Origin of the sequence: Candidatus Nitrosotenuis cloacae, assembly GCF_000955905.1 — an archaeon.
Classification (GTDB): Archaea; Thermoproteota; Nitrososphaeria; order Nitrososphaerales; family Nitrosopumilaceae; genus Nitrosotenuis; species Nitrosotenuis cloacae.
Genome location: NZ_CP011097.1, coordinates 675,257 through 689,268, shown reverse-complemented (window position 1 = coordinate 689,268; position 14,012 = coordinate 675,257). Strand labels below are relative to the sequence as shown.

Annotated in this window: 20 protein-coding genes; 10 read left to right on the top strand and 10 right to left on the bottom strand. The window is 40.6% G+C overall.

Going from position 1 to position 14,012, the window contains the following annotated elements; all coding sequences use genetic code 11:
* Window positions 1–9 precede the first annotated feature (9 nt).
* From lsrF to SU86_RS03840, 4 genes are all read right to left on the bottom strand, one after another.
* Complete coding sequence (lsrF, locus tag SU86_RS03855) at window positions 10–1,338, bottom strand: 3-hydroxy-5-phosphonooxypentane-2,4-dione thiolase (protein WP_256363756.1); 1,329 nt, start codon at window positions 1,336–1,338, stop codon at window positions 10–12.
* On the bottom strand, window positions 1,335–2,360 hold the full coding sequence (locus tag SU86_RS03850; RefSeq protein WP_048187623.1) for a zinc-dependent dehydrogenase: 1,026 nt from the start codon (window positions 2,358–2,360) through the stop codon (window positions 1,335–1,337). The genes lsrF and SU86_RS03850 overlap by 4 nt, the downstream gene beginning before the upstream one ends.
* Before the next feature lie 123 nt (window positions 2,361–2,483).
* Window positions 2,484–2,738 (bottom strand): DoxX family protein, encoded by a 255-nt coding sequence (locus SU86_RS03845; protein ID WP_256363755.1) that lies wholly within the window; start codon window positions 2,736–2,738, stop codon window positions 2,484–2,486.
* Between the two features lie 69 nt (window positions 2,739–2,807).
* The gene (locus SU86_RS03840) at window positions 2,808–3,767 is read right to left on the bottom strand and encodes a Fic family protein (protein WP_048187621.1); all 960 of its coding nucleotides are present in this window, start codon (window positions 3,765–3,767) and stop codon (window positions 2,808–2,810) included.
* A 66-nt stretch (window positions 3,768–3,833) separates the two neighbouring features.
* Here SU86_RS03840 and SU86_RS03835 point away from each other — a divergent pair, with 66 nt between their 5' ends.
* On the top strand, window positions 3,834–4,295 hold the full coding sequence (locus SU86_RS03835; protein ID WP_048187619.1) for a hypothetical protein: 462 nt from the start codon (window positions 3,834–3,836) through the stop codon (window positions 4,293–4,295).
* Between the two features lie 59 nt (window positions 4,296–4,354).
* Entirely contained in the window at window positions 4,355–5,095 is a 741-nt protein-coding gene (locus tag SU86_RS03830; RefSeq protein ID WP_052755474.1) for an MFS transporter, read from the top strand.
* Here SU86_RS03830 and SU86_RS03825 read toward each other — a convergent pair.
* A complete protein-coding gene (locus tag SU86_RS03825; RefSeq protein WP_048187617.1) occupies window positions 5,092–5,388 on the bottom strand; it encodes a V-type ATP synthase subunit F in 297 nt (98 codons plus the stop codon). The genes SU86_RS03830 and SU86_RS03825 overlap by 4 nt on opposite strands.
* A gap of 83 nt (window positions 5,389–5,471) precedes the next feature.
* On the opposite strand from SU86_RS03825, the gene SU86_RS03820 reads away from it, so the two are divergent.
* Complete coding sequence (locus tag SU86_RS03820; protein WP_048187615.1) at window positions 5,472–5,765, top strand: hypothetical protein; 294 nt, start codon at window positions 5,472–5,474, stop codon at window positions 5,763–5,765.
* Between the two features lie 81 nt (window positions 5,766–5,846).
* A complete protein-coding gene (locus SU86_RS03815; RefSeq protein ID WP_048187613.1) occupies window positions 5,847–6,041 on the top strand; it encodes a DUF1059 domain-containing protein in 195 nt (64 codons plus the stop codon).
* Here SU86_RS03815 and SU86_RS03810 read toward each other — a convergent pair whose 3' ends face one another.
* Window positions 6,042–6,344 carry a hypothetical protein gene (locus SU86_RS03810; RefSeq protein WP_048187611.1) on the bottom strand — a complete coding sequence of 101 codons (303 nt, stop codon included), beginning with the start codon at window positions 6,342–6,344 and terminating at the stop codon, window positions 6,042–6,044.
* 34 nt (window positions 6,345–6,378) lie between these two features.
* On the opposite strand from SU86_RS03810, the gene SU86_RS03805 reads away from it, so the two are divergent.
* Both SU86_RS03805 and SU86_RS03800 read left to right on the top strand, forming a co-directional pair.
* Window positions 6,379–7,125: a metallophosphoesterase gene (locus SU86_RS03805; protein ID WP_082096108.1), complete on the top strand. Its 747-nt coding sequence runs from the start codon at window positions 6,379–6,381 to the stop codon at window positions 7,123–7,125.
* Window positions 7,126–7,206: 81 nt separating this feature from the next.
* Window positions 7,207–7,356 (top strand): CxxC-x17-CxxC domain-containing protein, encoded by a 150-nt coding sequence (locus SU86_RS03800; protein WP_048189152.1) that lies wholly within the window; start codon window positions 7,207–7,209, stop codon window positions 7,354–7,356.
* A gap of 38 nt (window positions 7,357–7,394) precedes the next feature.
* Here SU86_RS03800 and SU86_RS03795 read toward each other — a convergent pair whose 3' ends face one another.
* The 3 genes from SU86_RS03795 to SU86_RS03785 form a co-directional block, all read right to left on the bottom strand.
* Complete coding sequence (locus SU86_RS03795) at window positions 7,395–8,252, bottom strand: transcription initiation factor IIB (protein ID WP_148550767.1); 858 nt, start codon at window positions 8,250–8,252, stop codon at window positions 7,395–7,397.
* 70 nt (window positions 8,253–8,322) lie between these two features.
* Window positions 8,323–8,712 carry a hypothetical protein gene (locus SU86_RS03790; protein ID WP_048187607.1) on the bottom strand — a complete coding sequence of 130 codons (390 nt, stop codon included), beginning with the start codon at window positions 8,710–8,712 and terminating at the stop codon, window positions 8,323–8,325.
* Between the two features lie 178 nt (window positions 8,713–8,890).
* Window positions 8,891–9,757 carry a PEFG-CTERM sorting domain-containing protein gene (locus tag SU86_RS03785; RefSeq protein WP_048187605.1) on the bottom strand — a complete coding sequence of 289 codons (867 nt, stop codon included), beginning with the start codon at window positions 9,755–9,757 and terminating at the stop codon, window positions 8,891–8,893.
* A 90-nt stretch (window positions 9,758–9,847) separates the two neighbouring features.
* Here SU86_RS03785 and SU86_RS03780 point away from each other — a divergent pair, with 90 nt between their 5' ends.
* The 3 genes from SU86_RS03780 (at window position 9,848) to SU86_RS03770 (ending at window position 12,566) form a co-directional block, all read left to right on the top strand.
* On the top strand, window positions 9,848–10,543 hold the full coding sequence (locus tag SU86_RS03780; protein WP_148550765.1) for a hypothetical protein: 696 nt from the start codon (window positions 9,848–9,850) through the stop codon (window positions 10,541–10,543).
* 1 nt (window position 10,544) lies between these two features.
* Window positions 10,545–10,850, top strand: a complete 306-nt coding sequence (locus tag SU86_RS03775) for a winged helix-turn-helix domain-containing protein (protein WP_048187600.1) — start codon at window positions 10,545–10,547, stop codon at window positions 10,848–10,850.
* 291 nt (window positions 10,851–11,141) lie between these two features.
* Window positions 11,142–12,566, top strand: a complete 1,425-nt coding sequence (locus SU86_RS03770) for a KamA family radical SAM protein (protein ID WP_236687776.1) — start codon at window positions 11,142–11,144, stop codon at window positions 12,564–12,566.
* Between the two features lie 683 nt (window positions 12,567–13,249).
* On the opposite strand, the gene SU86_RS03765 is transcribed toward SU86_RS03770, so the two are convergent.
* The gene (locus SU86_RS03765) at window positions 13,250–13,663 is read right to left on the bottom strand and encodes a hypothetical protein (RefSeq protein ID WP_048187598.1); all 414 of its coding nucleotides are present in this window, start codon (window positions 13,661–13,663) and stop codon (window positions 13,250–13,252) included.
* A 143-nt stretch (window positions 13,664–13,806) separates the two neighbouring features.
* Between SU86_RS03765 and SU86_RS09890 the strand changes: the two genes are divergently transcribed.
* Window positions 13,807–13,968, top strand: a complete 162-nt coding sequence (locus tag SU86_RS09890) for a hypothetical protein (RefSeq protein WP_177318916.1) — start codon at window positions 13,807–13,809, stop codon at window positions 13,966–13,968.
* The last annotated feature ends 44 nt before the right edge of the window (window positions 13,969–14,012 follow it).

Below are 14,012 nucleotides of genomic sequence, written 5' to 3'. Positions count from 1 at the left end.
TGAGAAAATCTACTGTGGTTTACTGGCTGCTGGTGCCGGAGTTGCCGGCTGTGCAGCTGGTTTTGGTTGCTGTTTTGCTTGTGCTGGTTTTTTGTTTTGTGGTTTTTGCGGAGGTTTTGCTTGTGCTGGTCTTTGTGGTTGTTTTTGTTGTGGTTTGTTTTGATTTGGTTTTCCTTGGTTTGGTTTTTGTTGTGATGGTTTGTTTTGTGGTCTTTGTTGGTTTGGATTTTGTTTAGTTTGATTTGGATTTGGCCTGTTTTGTGGTTGGTTTTGTTGTGGACGTGGTTGGTTTGGTCTGTTTTGGTTTGGATTTGGTCTGTTGCCTTGAGGTCTGTTTTGGTTTGGATTTGGTCTGTTGCCTTGAGGTCTGTTTTGGTTTCTATTCTGGTTTGGCCTATTTCCTTGTGGGCGGTTTTGGTTTTGTTGTGGACGTGGTTGGTTTGGTCTGTTTTGGTTTGGATTTGGTCTGTTTTGATTAAAGTTGCCTCCGTTTTGTTGCGGTGGTTGACCCTTTGCTAGTTGCTGGAACATCTTGTATGCCTGGTCCAAATTGTAATTAGAGTGAACGATGGCTCGCACGGCCCTAATCATTGCAACTGGGTATTGTGATTGCCAAATGTTTCGTCCCATATCTACGCCTGCAGCGCCTGCTCGAATCGAGTTGTACGTCAACTCTAGTGCATCACGTTCTGGGATCTTTGGTCCGCCTGCAACTATAATTGGGACGGGGCAAGATGCGACCACCTTTTGGAAGTCATCGCAATAATAGGTCTTGACCATGTGTGCGCCAAATTCGGCTGCAATTCTACATGATAGTGATAGGTATCTTGCGTCTCTTTTTGCAAGCTCTTTTCCGACTGCAGTTACTGCCAATACTGGCAAGCCATATTCTTCTGCCTCATTTACCAGATTTCCAAGGCTAACCAAGGACTTGTGCTCGTACTTGGCTCCAACGAAAATTGACATTGTTACTGCGGTTGCGTTAATTCTGATTGCATCTTTGATGCTTGTTGTAATTTCTTCATTGGATAGGTCCTCTCCAATGATGCTAGCGCCACCAGATACTCTTAGTACGATTGGCACCGGAAAGTTTGGATCAACTGAGCTTCTGACTATTCCTCGAGTCACCATAAGGGAATCGCAATACTTTACGATTGGTGCAATTGTTCTTTTTGGTACTTCGAGCTTTTCTGTTGGTCCAAGAAAATAACCGTGATCTACTGCCAACATTACGCCGCGTCCGTTGTTTGGCTTGAGAATGCTTGCTATTCTGCTTTTGAGTCCATAATCCATATCTGAACTCCGACGTTTCCAGACCCTTCTTAATCTTTTCCTCAGCCGTTTATTACTATCTTCATGGCGTTTTGGCCGCTATGTGCATGCTCAAATGCTTTCTGCGAATCGCTCAGTGAATATCTGTGAGTGATGAGCCGTTTTGCTGCAACCTTGCCAGATGATATCAGTTCCAGTGCTCGCTTGCAGTCCTTGTCCGATGCGGCATAGCTTGGAGTCAGAGTAAGTTCTTTAGAATACACCACACTCATGTCAACATTCATTGTGGCGCCCTTTGATGGAACGCCAAACAACACTATTGTTCCCCCCTTTCTTGTCACAGACAGAGCATCAGATATTGCGGACAGAGCCCCCGTTGCTACTATACTCACATCAACCCCCTGGTTTTGGGTCTCAGTTAGGACCTTTTGTGCGGATTGGGGATCAGCAGATTTTAGAGGAAATGCCCCAAAGGAGCGCGCAAAGTCCAATCTAAAGTCATTAACATCAAAGGCAAATACCCGTGAGAACTCGTTTGCCTGCGCAAGCATCACGTGCATCATTCCGGTTGGCCCCGCCCCAAAGACTGCACATGTATCGCCCTTTTTGTACGAGAATTTGGACCATGCACGAACGCAGCATGCGAGTGGCTCAATCATTGCTGCCTCTTCAAAGGTCATTGCGTTTGGAATCTTTAGGACCCCACCATGGGTAACATTCCATTCCGGAACAACATATTCTTCAGATAATCCGCATGGGGATAGATTTGTCTCATAATATTTTGGACACATGGTCTCGTTTCCATGATTACAAAGATGGCATGAATAACACGGTACGTGGTGATGTGTAAAGACACGATCATCTTTTTGAAAATTAGCAACGCCTGATCCCACCTCTACAATAATTCCCGCAGGCTCATGGCCAAGCCTCATTGATGGCTGTCCGTATTTGCCAAAGACCTTTTCCACATCAGAGCCACATATTCCACAGGACCGCATTTTGACTAGGATATCGCCTGGGCCGACAGTAGGCTTTGTTGTCTCGGTAACATCCACTAGTGCTGGCCCCTTGACTGATGCGGTCTTCATTTGATGGAGTTACCGATTTTAGGTATATGTAGTCTTTTAGGCAGTTTAGATTCTAGCGTAACCATCAATCGGCGTCAGTTAGACCAAAGGTTTTGTGCTCATATCAAATAAATAAAAAAAGAGTTATTGGAGAAAACTTGGAATTTTCTTCAAACTAGATGAAATCGATAGTCTACCCGAACCCATCACCACGATAAATAGAGTCATAGCAATTAGTGCCAAGTCAAAATCCCAGCCACCCTTTGCTATGAAAAACCCATTATTCCATCGTATGTGAAATATCGCATCAACTAGAATTATGCTGAATATCACTCCAGTAATTCTAGTCAATATTCCAACTATCAGAAATATTCCACCAATGGTTTCTGCAAGCGCAATTGGAATTTGCAGCTCAGGATTCCGGCGTTGTGGAATGCTCAGAGATTCCGTTCTCTAGGAGGAATGATGTCATTTTCCCTGTTCTTTAAGATAGGTGCTGATGATTTTTTTGGTGCTTTTCCACGTCTTGCCTTCCTTTATAGCATCAATTCGTCCCTTTCTTGCGAGCAGGCTTAGGTATTCTGCAGAATAAGGCGTGCCGCCTGCAAGCTTTGCCAACGGTAGGAATTCTTCCTTTTTTGAGGGTTTTTTTGGTGCCAGATAAAGATCCAATGTCTGCTCTACACATCGCGACACATAAATCAGAAATGGCTTGAAATTACCAGAAATGTCCATTTCCCGTAGTGCCCTAAGATATTGCGGCTTGTCAACACTTTTGATTACCGCAAACGGATATCCGTTTCTCACCAGAATCAAATTAAGTAATAATCTGGACATTCTCCCGTTTCCATCCTCAAATGGGTGAACCCATGCAAAATCATAATGAATCTGTGCCGCAAGCTCAATCGACCTCAACTCATCGGGGTTGCTGTTTAATGCATGCAGTAGATCCCTCATGTGTTTTGAAATGTCATAAAATGGAGGCGGTGTAAAGCCAGCGCCCTTTACAGATATGTCATAATTTCGGTATTGTCCAGCACTAGCAATTACTCCTTTCATTATGATTCCGTGAATTTTTTTAATATCTGATTCAGTTACTTTGTAAACTCGATCAAATGCAATTTTTTTAATCAAATCAATTGCACTGGAATGGTTATGTGCAACCAGAATATCTCCGAGGTCTTTTCCACGTAATGCGTCTGGAATATTCTTTTTTCCTATCGTTATTCCTCGTAGTATTAGCTCAGTCTCGCCTCTGGAAAGCGTACTGCCTTCTATTTTGTTGCTATTATAAACAAAGTCCACCCGCATGCGTTCGTCAATCTCTTTAATTCTTCTTGGAGTAAGATGTCCTTTTGATCCAAGTTTTTGTTTCTTCTCCGTTATTCTCTTTTGTATGTGTGAAGGTAATTCTGCGTATTGTGTCACAATATCGGATGAGTCTATCAGATACTAAAATATATCGGATAAAATTATCCGATATTGAATCGCCTCATGAACATCAGTCCAGACGCCGGTACATTTTTTGTCGCGTTTTTGATTGGTCTTTTTGCCACTCTAATCATGACACTAGTCGAGATTCCAGTATGGAGGCGATTTGGCCTAAGGGGGGTTTTGGAGTGGCATGAAAACCAGGTCCTATCTACAAAACTTTTCAGACTAGACGAGTCCAACTTGCACGTAAAAGGTATATTTTTTCTGCATTTTGCAAACGGCGGCTTGGGTGGGGTGGGTTTTGCGTTGGCATTGATGGTGTTTTCGTTTGCAACGAACATCATTTTTGCAGGAATTGCCTATGGAGTGTTTTTGTGGCTAGTAACACTCGTACCAATACACAAGCCAATTACTGGCATAACCCCATGGAGACATCCCGATGGTGCAATGCCCATGATCACAAGCCTGATCGGACATTTGGTTTACGGAGTCATCACAGGATACGTCTTTACTATAACATAGCACCCTCATAGCTTTGAAAATATTGTTATAATTTTTTAAACAATCCGTTCGATTCGAACATGAAATCAATTATTATAAAATTCAAACCAAACAAATCAATGTCGAGATGGGATAATCCAGTGGATGATTTCTTTAACGAGGATGAAGAGTCGCGATTAATGAAGAAATTCTACGACTATGCAGAGATTGAGAAAAAAGAGTCAGAGCGAAAAAAATTCCTCGAAGTCTCTGACAAAAAACGACCCAGCCCATGGGGCAACAGGTTCGTCCTATCTGCAATAATTCAGGGTGCAATCATAACAGGACTTACAGTGTCACTCATCATAATGCAGGCAGTATTTTCAGACACATCGCTAATTGAGTTTCTCTCATTGTCACTAGATGGTCCGGCAAAATGGTTCTTTTTTGGATATTTCATGTATATCACACTTGTAGTTAGCATAGCAATCACTGCCATCTTCTACAACCACTTGGAATCAAACCTGAACAAAAAGGTGCGAGGAAAAAAGAATCAGCTAGTATGGATGCAACTAATTGGGATGAATGTCGGCGGCGCCATCACAACCATACTGCTGATAGTAGCAGGCTTTGTCGGAACCGGCTTTGTCAGCTTTGCAGAAGGCGAGCAAAACCAGGCAGCATACATCACAGAACTAGTAAAATTGCCAGTCGCCATTTCCGCAATGGTCTTTGCAATAGGAATGATTTCTGGTGGGATTGCCTATGCCACAACATATCTTGGCGGGCCAAAAATCAACAAGATATCAAGCAATGAATTAACAAAATACGACAGGCTCTAGACGCCAAGAATTGTCTTGAGCATCTTTCTGTAATCGACTTCCTTTTTCTCAGAGCCAGATGCTGGCAGTGAAAATATGAGTGGCTTTGATTTTGTTGCGCGAAGCTTGGTAAGCTCTGTGCTAATTGGAGTTGACATGTCCTCTGACATCAAAACTAGTCCAACATCAGGATCTTCTGCGAGTTTTTTTACCTCAGAGAATGCTGTCTGCGGACTATCCACTACAACTCCCTGGACGCCAGCTAGCTGAAAACTTGTAACAAAGATTCTGCTACCGATAGTTACAATCTTCACGTTTTTGCGCCCACGCGTGCCAATTTAACCGTTTTTCATCACATACAAAACGTTGATTTAATGTAACACACGGATATGGTCAAATGTCACTAGACAACACACAAACAATCTACTTGTTTGTCCACGGAAGAATGGACCTGATGCAAAAATCAGTTGATGCCCTAGTATCAAAGGGGTTCTCAAAGGACAAGATAACTCCAGCAGTTCCAACCAAGGTAGGACAGATAGGCGAATACATGGCAATGCTTTGGATGCCTCCAAATCCAGATCACATCAAGATACAGAAAATCACCAAAGTCGAGCCAGTAGAGCCTCAAGGAATGATCGGTCTTTGGAAGGGCGTCTCAAAGGAAGACATTACAACCATTCCACTATAATTTTTCCAAAATTGGTAACCTAGTGTTTGTTCTTGAATAACGGAACAAAAGTTATATGCAAACAAGAAAATTCCAAGCTAGATGACAATCAAGCTTAGATGTTCAGATTATGGATTTGAATGTGATTTTGTACTTGATGGAAGAAAGAGCATGTCTTTGCTTAAACAATTCAAAGAACATGTAGACTCGGAACATGGAATTGATTATTCAATGGAAGCCATCATACAAATGGTAGTCAACAAGGGTCACGCAAGAGAGACAATCAGAAACGAGTAATCAAATCTCCGCTACTAACCCTTTTAGAAAATCCACATATTCATCATCAGAAAATGTTATGAATTCTATTTCATGTTGTTCTTGAGCTAGCTTTAGCGAGTCCAAATGATAGCAAGATTGTTTCCCCTTTAGCTTGCCAAAGTAAAACCCCTCACAAGAACAATAGTCATATTCTGGTGCAAGCCAATGCTCCTTTCCCATGCCGACTACTGTCCAGACCTGTCGCTTGCTTGGCTCAAAGACATGGCATTTTACACGCCTCTCAGAAATGATAAGCGATGTTTTCTCTGGTTTTGGCAACAAGAATTTAATGCAAATCACTTTGTATTATGGTTTAATGAAGACAAAGCCAATTCCCGGAGAGCCGGCATTGATTCTAGAAGGACAAAAAAAGCACCTAGTTCTCACTGATCTTCATGTCGGCTTTGAGGCAAATCTTGCTCACAACAAAATCTTTGTTGGCAAAAACACCACACTAAATGAGTCAATCCAAAAGATCACCTCACTAATTGATGCAGCAAAGCCAGACTCACTTGTCTTGCTTGGAGATGTGAAATCCGGAATCAACAAAATATCAAAGTCAGAATGGGATGAGATCCCAAAACTATTGTCAGCACTTGCCCAAAAAACCGAGACAGTCTTGATTCCTGGAAATCATGACGCAAACATATCATATCTTACGCCAGACAATATCACTCTGATCAGCTCCATTGGCATGATTATAGAAGATACGCTGCTGACTCATGGCCATACCATGCCTACTGCAAACTTTGCCCACATCTCCAAAATAGTGATGGGTCATGTCCATCCTGTGTTTTTTGATGAGGATTCCATTCTGAATGGCCAGCGGGTCTGGGTTTCCATAAGAACGCAAAAAGAAAACCTATTTCCATCAGAGTCTGGCGAGCTGGAAATAATCATAGTACCATCTTTTAATCGATATTTTTATGCCACAAAGAAAAAGGCATACAAAAAGTCCATATCACCAATTATTGAAAAAATAAAGGACATTTCATCTGCCAAAATAGTCACCCTTGATGGAACAATAATTGGCGATGAATCCCTACTATCACAGGTGATCTGATGGCTATTTTACCAAAAACACACCCGAGGTGAAGGTTAGCTAATCTCATCATTCTTATTTGGATTGCCGGTTTTGGCAGGCATGTCATATGACAAAAAAATGTACCCATGCACATGCTCAGACTGTGGCAAAGCATCAGAGGTACCTTTTGAACCAAAACCAGACAGACCAGTTTATTGCAGGGAATGTCTACCAAAGCACTCAAAACCAAGATTTCAAAAAAGATACTAAAGCTTAGTTGAATCTTTACGTTTTTTTATTATGAATTTTTAGATGTGGAGAGACTTTTTGAGATCCTTGTAGCGATTTCGAATTGTCACTTCGGTTACGCCGGCTGCCATTGCAATGTCTTTTTGGGATATGTCAACATCCATCTTTACACATGAAATGTACAAAGCAGACGCTGCCATCCCCATTGGGTCCTTTCCAGCAGTGATTCTAGAGTCATTTGCCTCCTTTAGTATGCCAAGGGCGTGTCGCTTTACCTTCTCACTCAGACCAACCTTGCTTGCAATCTTTGACATGCATGTGATTGAGCTAACTACTGGCATCTTCATTTCCAGCTCGTTTACCAATAATCTATAGTTCTTTGAGAGATCCTTTCGTTTGATGTTAATTGCAGTTGCAACATCGCCAAGAGTTCGTGGTGTTTCAACATCTCTGCATGCTGCATATACTGCAGCTGCTAGCACTCCTTCAATTGATCTTCCCCGAACCAAACTCTTTGATAGTGCTTTGCGATAAATGTAGGCCGCTTTTTCAATTACGGCATCAGATAAGGTGAGTTTGTCTTTTAGCTTGTCCAGCTGGATGAATGCGTACCGAAGGTTTCTGTCCATCTGCTCACTCATCTGGCTGCGATTATCCCAAGTTCTAAGACGCTTCATTTCATGTTTTGCCTGCGCAGAAAGTGGCTTGCCAGTGGCGTCCTTGTTTGCAGCACCAATTACAGTGGCTAGTCCCATATCATGAATTGCCAAAGATGTTGGAATGCCAACCCGGCTTTTATCGTCTCTGTCGCTGTCCTTTGATACGTTGCGCTCAGGACCCAATTCCGCTATTTGCTCATCTACAACAAATCCGCAGTTGCGACAAAATCGCTCGCCAGTAACGGCATCAGTTACCATCAGGCCTTTGCAGCGCCGACATGTATCGTTTGAGCTAAATGTGTGGACTACCATTAAAATCAGATACTAATCAGAAATCCATAACGTGGATGTTGTCTCTGGTATCCAGATGCAGTTCCTTTAGTGTCTGCGTCATTTTGAGGTTGCAGTCGTGTGGGATTGCAATGAAAAACGGCATCTTTGTGGTTTCTGAATCACCAGTCTTCATGACTTTTTTAGAATAATCTTCTAGCTGCTCTTTTGTTCTCTGCTCAACTAGTTCTGTACAGACTTTGGCCTCGCCGATGTATCCAATTTTTTTTGTCCTATCATACGCTATAACGTCAGGCGCGTGTCTGCTGATTGGGAATGGTTTTTGATATTTGTCATAGTTTGCATATTGTACTTCGAGTCCAAGTGATGTAAAATGATCAATTAGATGCTTGATTAGTGAATTATGATCTTGGCGGCCCTTGGACAACGCAAGTTTTCCATTACGCCACTATTAACCCTTGGCAATCATTTGATGACACCATCATGTGGCGTCACAGTATGATGATTAGACGAAAATAGGGATTCAGATTGTAAAGTCGATTTGGCGCGAATAATTTGAGCCTCAGGCACAATAATCATATTTGATGAAAAAATAAAGATGGATTCTAAAGTTTTGGCATTACCTTAGATCGTGTTGTCACAACAACAATGCTTACAATGGCTGCAGCCAAAATAATCATTGCAAGTGGGCCAAACTCTGGAACTACTTGAGCAGATATTGTTTCCCCTATTGGACCTGTCCATGTTGCTGGATCATCGTCTGGCAATCCTATTCCTAGAATTGTGACTTGGACATCTAGTGGACTGTCTGATCCTAGAGCAGATGTTGTGAATTCTGTAATCCCACTATGTGCATGTTGTTCTGTCTCTGCCAAGACTTCTTGATCGTCTTGTGTTACAGTGACCTCAAAATTCACGTGCTCGATTGGATTTCCATCAGCATCTGTGAATTCAACGGTTAATGCAGACTCTGCACCTTCTGTTGGAACATCAGAATTGATGTTGATCACAATTGAACCGTCTTGTGACATTACCACTGCGTCGGTTTGCTCATCAGGGATCTCTTCCACATCGTCACTGTGATCGTCAGCATGTGCTTCCTCGACTATCACAATACCTCTCATCCATGGATGCACCAAGCAAAAGTATGGAAATTCGCCGGCGTCCTCGAACATGTGAGAAAAGGTCTGTCCCGACAGGAACAAACTACTATCAAAGTTTCCGTCTGGACCGTTTTGTGGATCTCCGCTTGTTACAGTGTGTGAAGCGGTGTCATCATTTGACCACACTACCTCACTTCCTACATCGATTGTTACTTCATCTGGGATGTAACACTCGTTGGTCTCTTCACAGCCAACTGTAGAAGAACCCTCAGGAATACTGACCTCAACAGATGCATGATCTGCAAACGCTGGAGCAGTCGCCATAACAGCAAATATCGCCAAAATGGATCCTATTGCTATTGTCTTCATTGATGCAGCTATTATTCATGATTATTTAAGAGTATTATGGTACTCACTAAGATGAGTAGATTTTATTATGTTTGAATGATTTACCAAATCATGGAGGCACTACTATTTGAGCAAAACAGCTCAATGTTGTTTTTCATGTATATGATTAGTGGAATTCTAGGTGCTGTCATCTCGGTGTATTTCTTGAAAATTTACAGGGTGATCTCATCGGCCCATATTTGCGGGTTGGTGATCGGATTTGCACTTGTTGCGTTTAGTGATTTCTTTTTTTCCATGACTATTGATGTCACAAATAATCGTGAAATTTACAATGTTTTGCATTGGTTACGATTATCGTTTGTTTCCTATGGATTTATCGTCATTGGGTTGGTATATTATTTTAAAAAATATACAGAAAAAAAATTCAAGATGGTCATAAAGACTGCCCTCATTTCTTTAATCCCCATAGGCTTATCACTAGTAGTTACAGGTATTGGCAATTCGTTTCTTCCAGATTTCCACCAGTACAATGAATACTTTAGAATTCTAAACCTCGTAGCACTAGGATACATTATTCTCAAAATAGGATCAAACTCCGAACTACAAACAAGATCTGATCTTTTTGTACTACCAGTTGGGTTTGGCATTGTCTTTTTGTCTCAATACCTACGACTATTATTTACAGTAGACCCCACAAGTCTGACACTCATCATATCTGGAGTGCTAAAAATAGCAGGGCTCGGAATAATCATCATTGCACTGGCAAGAAAACCAAAAAACCCAGTCATTATAAAAAAATCGTTTTGATATGGCCCGCAAAGTAATCTCACAATCAAAGGAAAAGAGGAGTAGAATGGAGCTGTATTATGCAGTGTTAAATGCGATGCGCATTGAACTAATCGATAATGAAACCGTTCGACCAACACGAATTCAGTTTTTAGTTGGAACCTCATATGATAAGCTGACTACATATTTTACAGAGTTGGAGGAAAAAAATCTCATTGTAACAGATCCTCTAATTCTGACTGAGAAAGGCAAAAAATTCCTCAAAGAATACGACAGAATAGACGAATTAACAAAAAAGCTAGGAATAAAATTTTTTCAAGACGATTAAATATTTTTGATAACATTTAACCAAAATACTCACGAAGATGAGTACTGTAGTACTTAAATAAGTATTCATATTATAGAATGCAATGACAGAAACGACATGCAGACATATGAAGTGTAAAAAATTTGCATTAGATGTCTTTTCACATTGAATCATACGATTCATTGATACAAGACACAGTGTTTTGATGCTTAGTCTATAGATTTAGAATTCACCATGCCAGTAATTGAGAAAATCCCCGCCAAGGGTTCAAAGCAAATCCAAATTGACACTTCATATCAGTATCAGCCATTTATGCAGCATAATTTCAGGGACATTTCGCAGATTAAAGCACTCTCAAATGAAAGACAATCAGACATAGAGATAGTTGCAAGTGTATTTCCGTTCAAAGTTAACAATTATGTGATTGATCAACTCATCAATTGGAATAATGTTCCAAATGATCCGATCTTTACTCTGACATTCCCACAAAAGAAAATGCTTTCTGCAGATAATTTCAGAAAAATGTCCACCGCATTACAAAGTGGCGATAAGGACACCATCCAATTGGTTGCAAACAAGATCCGTATGAGTCTGAATCCTCATCCTGCAGGTCAGGAATACAACATTCCGCAGCTCAAAGACGGCACAAAGCTGTACGGAATGCAGCACAAATATGACGAAACGGTCCTTTTCTTCCCAAGCCAAGGCCAAACATGTCATTCCTACTGCACATTTTGCTTTAGATGGCCTCAGTTTATTGGAATAAAAGAACTCCAGTTTGCAACGCAGGAAACAGATCTGCTCATCCAGTACCTCTCAGAACACAACGAGGTCACGGATGTCTTGTTTACTGGTGGGGATCCGATGATCATGAAAACAAAAATCCTTTCCAGATACATTGATTCACTTATCAATGCGAAAATTAAAAATCTCAAAACAATTCGAATAGGAACCAAAGCCCTATCATACTGGCCATATCGATTCCTAACAGATAATGACGCAGATGAATTACTAGATCTGTTCAAAAGAGTTGGCGAGTCTGGAATACATCTTGCATTCATGGCCCACTTTAACCATCCAGTCGAACTTTCAACTCAAGCAGTAGCTGCAGCCATTCATAGAATACGAAAAACAGGAGCTCAGATACGAACACAGTCTCCAGTTCTTGCCAACATAAATGATGACCCAAAAATCTGGGCTGATATGTGGCAAAGACAAGTCAGTCTGGGATGCGTTCCATACTACATGTTTGTCACAAGAGACACTGGAGCGCAGGACTTTTTTGGAATTCCACTCATTCGAGCACATCAAATATTCAAAGACGCGTATCAAAAAGTCAGCGGCCTAGCAAGAACAGTACGTGGGCCAATAATGTCTGCAAATCCAGGAAAAATTCACGTCATTGGCACGATGGATTTTGGAAAGAAAAAGGCAATTCTATTGCAATTCATACAGGGACGGAATCCAGTATGGGTACAAAGACCGTTTCTGGCACGATTTGATGAGAAAGCAATATGGATTGATGATCTAAAGCCGCTTTCTGGTAAGAAATTCTTTTTTGAAAACGAATTGGAAGAAATTCTGGAAAGCAAACAGTCCACCGCAGCAAAAACAGAAAAAAAAATACGAAAAAGAAAAACGCCAATTTTATCCTCAATAAACAACGTAAAGACACGTCTCTTTGAGGACCGAATTGGATTATACCATTGGAAAATTGGAGGAAGAAACTTTTCTTAGATAAAAAATGAACATGAGGGACATTTGCAATCTGTGCAAGGGGCAAACCGGTGTATATTCCACATGTGCAAAATGCAAGCAGATAATTGAAGTAATTTGCACCAAGTGCACAAACATAAAGAAAAACCCGTGCAGATGTTTTGATCTACATCAATCATTGGATTTTCTAAGATAATTGGTTGTACAGATTGACGATCAAAAAGTGTTCAAATTGCGGTAAAGAAATACCGAATCCATCCGGCAGTTTTTGTTCCTCAAGATGTGCAGAAACAAAGATCAGTGAACTAAAAAAGAAAATGAGGGATGCAGTCAAAGATGATCCAAGTCACGTCAAAAAACTTTCAAAAGCATAAATCAAAATCAGTTTTTCCGTGCGTAAATTATGAGAGAATCTAGCTATTTCACGCCAAGCCAAAACATTAGAAATTAAGAGTTTGTAAAAATAATTTTAGAATCACTCGTTAATGAAAAAAGAAAACGGACCTTGTTAGGTCAATTACTTTGATTTTTTCTTTGATTTTGATTTTGCTGCTGCTTTTTTCTTTGCTGCCATACTCCTGTAAGATTTTTCTGAGTTATTAAGCATGTTCATTTTGTGATTTTGTAAAGTTATTTTTACAAAAAATTACAAAACAAAAAAATAATTTTGCGATCTAAATCAGATCGCAAATTTGAAAAATATTTCAGATCTTTTGATTCATTTTTGATAACGCTTCAGAGAAGATTTTTCCGTAATAGTCCATTGCCTGATGAATGTACTGATCACATAGAGTCATCATGTTTGCCCGTACCTCAATGCTGGATTTTTGTGCGCCGGTTATGAGATCAATTTGTGTGCAATACAGATCAGTTACGACATCCCAGTACTGGTTAATTGCATTTAGCGTCTGATTATCAAAGCCAAACCTATCAAAGTACTGTTTTTGCCACAGATAGCAGGACCCAAAGTAATCATCCAGCAAGTGCAGATACTGGGTGTATAAATCAGAGTTTGCTTGCACATTTGGCGGTATTTGGGATTCCAGTTTTCGAATGACTTTGGTTGTGTTGTTTTTTAGAATATCACAGATAGAGATTCCCGAGGGGTTGTTTTCCAACTATGTCAATAGATACGTCTCCATCACTAGTAAACATTGTTCCAAGACATTGGGATTTTACGAACAAAATCCTCACTGATTGATGCTCATTGCTGAAAATAGGTGTCCTCCATTACATATACAACATCAACATATTCTACATCATGAGCAAATCAAAAAACAAATCATCACTGCAAATCAACAAAAACAACAAGACAAAGCCTGGCAACTTGATGAAAAAAGAATATTTGGATTCATACAATGAGCTAAAAAAATCAATAGCAGAAAATCAAAAGAATTGGAAAGAGGAGAGCAGGTCAAAATAACCGATCAGACCACCTGTATTCATGACGCCAAAGTAAAGATGGCC

What these genes read in the sequence shown, in the direction of transcription:
- SU86_RS03770 (WP_236687776.1), top strand. Translation starts at nt 11,142, where the DNA reads ATGCAGCATAATTTCAGGGACATTTCGCAGATTAAAGCACTCTCAAAT.
- SU86_RS03815 (WP_048187613.1), top strand. Translation starts at nt 5,847, where the DNA reads ATGACAATCAAGCTTAGATGTTCAGATTATGGATTTGAATGTGATTTT.
- SU86_RS03830 (WP_052755474.1), top strand. Translation starts at nt 4,355, where the DNA reads ATGAAATCAATTATTATAAAATTCAAACCAAACAAATCAATGTCGAGA.
- SU86_RS03785 (WP_048187605.1), bottom strand. Translation starts at nt 9,757, where the DNA reads ATGAAGACAATAGCAATAGGATCCATTTTGGCGATATTTGCTGTTATG.
- SU86_RS03850 (WP_048187623.1), bottom strand. Translation starts at nt 2,360, where the DNA reads ATGAAGACCGCATCAGTCAAGGGGCCAGCACTAGTGGATGTTACCGAG.
- SU86_RS09890 (WP_177318916.1), top strand. Translation starts at nt 13,807, where the DNA reads ATGAGCAAATCAAAAAACAAATCATCACTGCAAATCAACAAAAACAAC.
- SU86_RS03820 (WP_048187615.1), top strand. Translation starts at nt 5,472, where the DNA reads ATGTCACTAGACAACACACAAACAATCTACTTGTTTGTCCACGGAAGA.
- SU86_RS03805 (WP_082096108.1), top strand. Translation starts at nt 6,379, where the DNA reads ATGAAGACAAAGCCAATTCCCGGAGAGCCGGCATTGATTCTAGAAGGA.
- SU86_RS03795 (WP_148550767.1), bottom strand. Translation starts at nt 8,252, where the DNA reads ATGGTAACTGATGCCGTTACTGGCGAGCGATTTTGTCGCAACTGCGGA.
- SU86_RS03835 (WP_048187619.1), top strand. Translation starts at nt 3,834, where the DNA reads ATGAACATCAGTCCAGACGCCGGTACATTTTTTGTCGCGTTTTTGATT.
- SU86_RS03780 (WP_148550765.1), top strand. Translation starts at nt 9,848, where the DNA reads ATGGAGGCACTACTATTTGAGCAAAACAGCTCAATGTTGTTTTTCATG.
- SU86_RS03775 (WP_048187600.1), top strand. Translation starts at nt 10,545, where the DNA reads ATGGCCCGCAAAGTAATCTCACAATCAAAGGAAAAGAGGAGTAGAATG.
- SU86_RS03800 (WP_048189152.1), top strand. Translation starts at nt 7,207, where the DNA reads ATGTCATATGACAAAAAAATGTACCCATGCACATGCTCAGACTGTGGC.